Here is a 2,979-nt window from a genome sequence, read left to right on the forward strand (position 1 = left end):
GCCGATGCCCGACACGCAGCGCAGCCTCCCCCGACCATAAGGCCAAAACCGGCAGGCCGCCGGCCGCAAAGCCAAACCAGCCAAACAAAACAAACAAACGCCCGCCTCGCGCGGGCGTTTTTGCGTCTCCAGATCGCAACGCTTCGACCTGCCACTGAATGGTCATCCAGCCGCGATTGGAGCCTCGACGTCTTTTGTTACGCTGCTGGCCGCGGCCTCAGCAACCGGCGGAGACGAAGGCCGTCGATCTGCGCAGCGTCGCAGCCGGTTGCGGTGAGGGTTCCGGCGAAGGCCGCCGGGGGCTGGTAGCCGAGCGAGGAATGTGGCCTCGCCGTGGTGAAGTGCCGCCTCCATTCGGCGATGGCGCTGCGGGCGTGGTCGAGGCCAAAAGGCTCTCGTTCAACAACTCGTCGCGGACCCGGCCGTTGAAGGATCCGGCGTGGCCGCTTTGACGATGTTGAGCACGCGGAAGCGGCGGCCGCAGGCGAACAGATCATGCACGAAGTCCAGCGACCAGCCTGCGCTCGGCTTCGCGTCGACCAGGATCGGCGCCGGCATGCCGACCGCTCGTCGGTGGGACTGCCATCAGCAAACGGAATCAGGATCATCGAGGCGGCTGGCGCTTCTGACAGCGCTTTCGTTCCCGCCGGCGATTGCGTTAGGGCGCCGTGCGTCCGAATGGACGCACAAAGGACGCTCTAACTTACTGAGTTGGCGCACCGTGCTTTTCGAAAATCGGGTCCGATTTTCGGGCCGATGCGCCAGCATGCAGAACGAGCAGGGCGACGCCATGCCTACATACCTGGACGGGAACGGCATCGTCGAACCCGCCCTTGGTGTCGAGGGCGTCGGAGCTCCGACGCGAGATCTCCATCAACGTCGCAGCGGGACGGCTCATAGACTGGCGGATGGGACTTGCCGGGCGTCGCGACGCGTGACGGAGATGATTGCCTGCGCTCAAGAGCGCGGCACCAGCAAAACAAACCCGTCCGCAGGTGTGCCGCATCATGACAAAACGGCGCTTGCTGCCGAATGAGCAAGAAAGGCGAATTCCCGAGGGCGCGCAACGGGCATTGCTACACGTTGATTGGCCGCCCGCTAACGTCCGGCCAGCCACGATTTGTCGGGTGTGCCTCAAGTCCCAGTCGCGATTTCCCTGCCAAGATCGGTCAACTGCGAGGCTGTGAATTGTCCTCCAGGTTAACCAATTGCGGGGATTAACAGCCAGGCGGCATAGTAGGTTATGTAGTGCCAGGTAATCCCTAGTTGCAATTTCGCTGATCGCGTTGCTTTGCTCAACCAACAAATATGACGGGGATGGGCTATGGCGACCTCTATTGATCTGAATACTCTGTCGGCTGCGGTGAATGGCGATGAAGGCCAGGCCGTAGAGGCAGCATCGGAAACGCAACTGCTGGCCCAGGCACAGCAGCCTGTGGCTGAGGCGGATCCCGTACCTGTCGATGCAGGCTCCGGCCAGCCAGTTCAGGCGCAGCCGGCGGCGGTCGCGCCCGCATCCGCCGACAGCACCTACGTGGCCGATGTCTCCAACGTGGTTCATCTTCCGGCCAGTGTGGCTATCGACAACATTCGGGTCGCCGGCGAGGATCTGATCCTTGAACAGGCCGACGGTAGCCTGGTCGTCATCAAGGATGCTGCGGCCAATGTACCGACGTTCCTGCTTGGAGATGTCGAAGTTCCGCGCGTGGCCCTGATCGCTGCGCTTGAGGCCGGCGGAATAAATGTGGCCTTCGGTGCTGACGGCTCCATATCGGCAGGTCCGGGCTCGCCGAGCAGCTCGGGCGGCAATTTCGACGTTCCTGCCGGCGGCATTGGTGACGGGTTCGATCTCTCGGCCCTGCTGCCTCCTACGGCGCTGCAATTTCCGCAATATGAAAACAGGGAGCTGTTCCCCGGCTTGCGGCGCAATCGTGGACCGGAGATGCGCGACTTCGAGGTGGCTGTATCCGAGGAGGGCCTCAAGGGCGGCATTGAGGACTATCTCGGTTCCAATGATACGACCGATCAGCCAACTGTGACCGGCTCGTTTCCGGCGACCGACGCTGATGGCGATCAGCTGTCGTATGTGTTTGGGACGCCGACGCTGCCACAAGGTATGCTCCAACTGACCTCGGGCGGTTTGCCGATTCTGTGGCTTGGCGCTGGAACTGGCACGTTGGTCGGGGTGGTCGGGGACAAGCCGATCATCACGATCGTCGCCAACGGGAGCAGCTACTCGGTAACAATTTCTGGCCCAATCGATCATCCCAACGACTCACGTGCCGGCAACGAAGACGATCTTACGCTGGCGGTCCCTGTGACGGTGAGCGACGGAAAAGGCGGGACCGTGACCGCCAACATGTCGGTTACGATCGAGGATGATAGTCCGACGGTTGCGGTGGGGGCTGTCGCGGATGCCGACATCACGCTTGTGACGCAGGATGCCGAGACGATCGGCTCCGCTTCCGACACGGCGACGGCTTCGTTTGCGGCAGCGTTCCTGGCCGCCGTGACGCCGTCTTACGGTGCTGACGGGGCCGGCACGACGGCGATCAGCGGTTATGCGCTTTCGGTTGCCGATGCGGCGTCGGGGCTGACCAGCAACGGCGAGGCGATCACGCTCACCCTGGTTAACGGCGCAGTCGTCGGCTCGACGGTGGGCGGCGGCGAGATCTTCCGCATCAGCGTCGATGCCAATGGCACGGTGACGCTGAAGCAGTCGGCGGAGATCGACCATCTGCCTGAAACTGCCGATGCGACCAACGACAATGCCAACATCGCGCTTGCGGCGGGCAAGGTGACGCTGTCGGCGACGGCGACGGTGACGGACGGCGACAACGACACGGCGACGACGACGGTGTCGGTCGACCTCGGCGGCAACATCTCGTTTGACGACGACGTTCCGAGCCTGACGGTGGGGGCTGTCGCGGATGCCGACATCACGCTTGTGACGCAGGATGCCGAGACGATCGGCTCCGC

1 protein-coding gene and 1 pseudogene are annotated in these 2,979 nt (G+C 63.1%); one reads left to right on the plus strand and one right to left on the minus strand.

Annotated elements, in window-relative coordinates; all coding sequences use genetic code 11:
* Window positions 1-162: 162 nt before the first annotated feature.
* Window positions 163-582: pseudogene (locus PCJ21_RS22025) on the minus strand (integrase core domain-containing protein); the annotation flags it as partial.
* Window positions 583-1,324: 742 nt separating this feature from the next.
* Between PCJ21_RS22025 and PCJ21_RS22030 the strand changes: the two are divergent.
* The coding region (locus tag PCJ21_RS22030; protein WP_269933565.1) for a DUF5801 repeats-in-toxin domain-containing protein at window positions 1,325-2,979 on the plus strand (1,655 nt) is incomplete at its 3' end.

The sequence above is a fragment of the Aminobacter sp. HY435 genome (genome assembly GCF_027568395.1).
Lineage (GTDB): Bacteria > Pseudomonadota > Alphaproteobacteria > Rhizobiales > Rhizobiaceae > Aminobacter.